The sequence below is a fragment of the Gemmatimonadales bacterium genome (assembly GCA_030697825.1).
Classification (GTDB): Bacteria; Gemmatimonadota; Gemmatimonadetes; order Gemmatimonadales; family JACORV01; genus JACORV01.
The window spans coordinates 1-3,668 of record JAUYOW010000020.1 but is presented as its reverse complement, the minus strand read 5'-3'; the positions used below and the strand labels follow the sequence as shown (position 1 = coordinate 3,668).

The window sequence follows — 3,668 nt, the reverse complement described above, 5'->3', positions numbered from 1 at the left end:
GTATCTGCACGGGCGACCCTTTGAAATCCTTGGCGTTTCGGGTGACGATGTAGGCGCAGCCGGTTTGCAGCGCGGCGGCGACCGGTACGGCGTCCTCGAAGTCGGCGAATCCCAGCGCGAGGGCTCGCTGAAAGTCCTGGGTACCCATCGGCGCCACGTTGCAGATACTGAGGATGTCCGTCACCGCTGTCACTGCCGCCACGCGTCCGTTCGCTTGGTTGACCAAGAAGTAGAGTGTCGCGATGGCATGACTGGCCAGGTACCCCTCGGCCGCGCCGCCGCTCACCGCGTCGAGCAGCGTCACGGCGTCGCGGTACCACGGCTCGCGCTTCAGCACGACATCGAGCACGATGTTGAGGTCCACCAGCAGTCGAAGAGGACCCGTGGCAGAACGGGAGGACGGTTCCATCGGCGAGGGCGGCACGCGTTTAGCGCGAGCCATACTTCGCCGCCAAATGGTCGTGGTAGTCTGGCCGTCCGACGCCGGTGGTGTCGCCGTTCAAAGGGAGCGCGGCGCCGAGCAATCGCTGTACCGCCGGGGACACGGACAGCGCCGGAGTCGCGAGCGGCAGTCCCCGCAGAAAATCGCTCACGAGACGCGACAGCGTCGTCCCGTGCCGCCTCCCGTACGCAGCCCCGTGCTCGATCACCGCGGGGTCCAGAAACAGGTTCTTGGCGACTTTACTCACGGTGGCCCCCTGGTATGCGCATGGTATTCATGAATTTATGCGCATAATGTAGGCATTGTCAAGTCGGCCGAGGGGTCGTGCTCCAGCACGCCGAGCAGCAATCGGAGGACGGGCCTGGGCGGCAAGAAAGATGGTGCGGCCAGGGCCAGGAAACTCGCGAGGACAACGCCAGGGACCTCCGCGATCTCCTCCTCGAGCCCGACCACGCTGTGGGCTACACCCTGGGGCTTCGCAAGATTCTGCGGAGTTCGCCCGCCAGACTCGTGGTCGTGCGAGCGGAGGTCATGAACGCGCGAGTGACCAACCTCCAACGCGGGGGGCGCGGCGAGTCCCCGTTGTACGTTCACTTTCAACAACCGCAGGGCCACACCCAGTACGGCCAGATCCTGGGGGCGCCCGACGGGTACGGCGGGGCATCTTCCTTCCTTGCCGTTGACTTCCTCCACCCGAAAGGGCGCTGGTCGGTGGCATGGAACCGGTCAGTCCGAGGGACTCAGGGGCCGTACCTGTCCGACGGTTCGGTCGACCCGCGCGGCGGCATTGACGTCGTTCACTCGGTGGCGGTGGAAGGCCTGCTCTTCCGCGAGGCGTTCGATCTCTCGGGCGGGCTCACGGCGGCGCTCGATTTGAACCGCAATTTCAGGCGCGACGTCTTCAATCTGAACGCGTTCATCGGCGTCACGGCGAATCTGGCGCGCCGTATGGGGCCGCGGTAGATTCCCGCGTCTTCTGGTCATCCTCTTCACCGGTGCTTGCCGCATATGCCGCTGATCCCGATCGTGCTCGCGAAGCAGGCGTGATGAAAGTCGCCATCACCATCGACTGGCTCACCTCGTTCGGCGGTGCGGAGCGGGTGCTCACGCACCTGCACGCGATGTACCCCGACGCGCCGATCTACACGAGCCTGCTGTGGCCGTCCGCCGTACCGGAGTACATGAGGAACTGGGACATCCGGACCTCGTTCCTCCAGAAGATCCCGTTCGCGCGCCGGCACCACCGCGCCCTGCTGCCGCTCATGCCGCTGGCGTTCGAGCAATTCGACCTGAGCGGGTACGACGTCGTCCTGACGACTTCGCACGCGTGTGCGAAGGGAGTCATCACCGGCGCCGACACCACGAACATCTGCTACATCTTCACGCCGCCCCGGTACCTCTGGGAACAGTACTACGCGTACACCAACGGCTCCCGGCGTCAGGTCCTGTACGCGCCGATCGCGAACTGGCTCAGAGTGTGGGACCGGGTCGCGGCCGATCGCGTCGATCACTTCATCGCGATCTCGGGGACCGTGGCAGACCGCGTCTGGCGCCACTACCGGCGTGAGGCGGAGGTCATCTACCCTCCGGTGGATACCGACCGCTTCACGCCGAACGGCGCGGCGCCCGAGGATTTCTACCTCGTGGTCGCGCGGTTCGTCCCCTACAAGCGCATCGATCTCGCGATCGCCGCGGCCAACCGGCTGGGGCGCCAGCTCTGGATCGTCGGCGACGGTCCCGAGCGCCGGCGCCTGAAGGCCATGGCCGGCCCGACGGTGCGGTTCCTGGGCTGGATCCCGGACGACGAGCAGCTGGCGCGGCTCTACGCCCGGTGTCGGGCGTTCCTCTTCCCGGGGCTCGACGATTTCGGCGTGGCGCCGCTCGAGGCGCAAGCGGCGGGACGACCGGTGATCGCGCTGGGCCGCGGCGCGGCCGTGGAAACCGTCGTGCCTGACACAACCGGGGTGCTCTTCGACGAGCAGAAGGTGGATGCCATGGTCGAGGCGATCGAGCGCTTCGAGCGGCTGGCCTTCGACCCCGCCGCGTGCCGCCGGAACGCGGAACTGTTCGACAGCCGCATCTTCCGAGAACGATTCCAGGCCGCGGTGGAAACCCAAGTGCGCCTTGCCGCTGACCGTAAGCGGGGCCGCCGCATGGGCAGCCAGCCGGATCGGACGGCGTAACACGACCGCTTCCCTGCTCCGCGTCGCCGCGCTCGCCGCCTCCGTCGCCCTATTCGGTGCCGGGCCGGTGATCTCCCAGCAACCCGACAGCCTGGCTGTTCCGGCCCACGGTCCGTCCTCGGCCCGAATCCAGCCCGGCGACCGCATCGCGCTCAAGGTGTGGCGGGAACCCGAGCTGAGTGACACCCTGACCGTCGATCAAAACGTGGAGGTGGTACTGCCCAGGCTGGGCCCCTTCAGCCTCGCCCAGCAGAGCGTCGGGTCCCTCCAGGACTCGCTCCGCTTTCGCTATGCGGAGTTCCTCCGCAACCCGTCGATCGAGGTCACGGTCCTGCGCCGCGTGGGGGTGCACGGGGAGGTCAAGGAGCCGAAACTCTACTGGGTGGACGTCACCATGACGCTCCGTGACGTGATCGCCCTGGCCGGAGGGCTGACCGAGATCGCGAACATCAACAATGTGGTGATCGTGCGCGGGCGGACGGCGCTCAAGGTCGGCAATTGGGAGCGCGGCGGCCCGCTCGCGTCAGACCTCATGTCGGGTGACCAGATCGTCGTGGGCCGTACCAGCTGGCTGTCGCGCAACCTACTGGCCGCTGCGAGCACGGTCGGCGTCGTCGCCTCGATCCTCATCACCGTGTTCAAGAAGTAGCCGCAGCGCCGACGAGCGGCCGCCATGAACGAGCATTCCGACAGCATAGACCTCGGCGAGGTGGCGAGCGCGCTTCGGACCGGCTGGCGCCACATCGCCGCCGGGGTGGCCGTCGGGCTGCTCGCGGCCGTGGCTGCCCTTCTCGTGGTTCGGCGGCAGTTCGAGGGCACCGCCACCGTCTTGCTGAAGAGCGCCCAGGAGGCCGGGGGCTCACTGGTCTCCCGGATGGGACTGCCCGCCGATCTCCTGCCCGCCTCGCTGTCCACCTCGCTCCGCTCCCAGATCGAGACCGAGATCGAGGTCCTTTCGAGCCGAGCAGTGATCGGCCGGGTCGTGGACTCGCTGGGCCTCCAGGCGCGGGTCCTGGAGCCCGCCGGCACCGCCTCGGACGCCA

6 protein-coding genes are annotated in these 3,668 nt (G+C 67.5%); 4 read left to right on the top strand and 2 right to left on the bottom strand.

The window, feature by feature from the left end; genetic code table 11:
• Positions 1 to 364, bottom strand: a 364-nt coding sequence (locus tag Q8Q85_01005; protein ID MDP3772825.1) for a PIN domain-containing protein, incomplete at its 3' end; no start/stop codon positions are given.
• Between the two features lie 64 nt (positions 365 to 428).
• Entirely contained in the window at positions 429 to 689 is a 261-nt protein-coding gene (locus Q8Q85_01000) for a DUF6364 family protein (GenBank protein MDP3772824.1), read from the bottom strand.
• Between the two features lie 284 nt (positions 690 to 973).
• Here Q8Q85_01000 and Q8Q85_00995 point away from each other — a divergent pair, with 284 nt between their 5' ends.
• The 4 genes from Q8Q85_00995 to Q8Q85_00980 form a co-directional block, all read left to right on the top strand.
• Complete coding sequence (locus tag Q8Q85_00995; GenBank protein ID MDP3772823.1) at positions 974 to 1,405, top strand: hypothetical protein; 432 nt, start codon at positions 974 to 976, stop codon at positions 1,403 to 1,405.
• Between the two features lie 83 nt (positions 1,406 to 1,488).
• Positions 1,489 to 2,625 carry a glycosyltransferase gene (locus Q8Q85_00990; protein ID MDP3772822.1) on the top strand — a complete coding sequence of 379 codons (1,137 nt, stop codon included), beginning with the start codon at positions 1,489 to 1,491 and terminating at the stop codon, positions 2,623 to 2,625.
• Between the two features lie 67 nt (positions 2,626 to 2,692).
• On the top strand, positions 2,693 to 3,274 hold the full coding sequence (locus Q8Q85_00985; GenBank protein MDP3772821.1) for a polysaccharide biosynthesis/export family protein: 582 nt from the start codon (positions 2,693 to 2,695) through the stop codon (positions 3,272 to 3,274).
• Between the two features lie 24 nt (positions 3,275 to 3,298).
• On the top strand, positions 3,299 to 3,668 hold a 370-nt coding region (locus Q8Q85_00980; protein ID MDP3772820.1), incomplete at its 3' end, for a Wzz/FepE/Etk N-terminal domain-containing protein.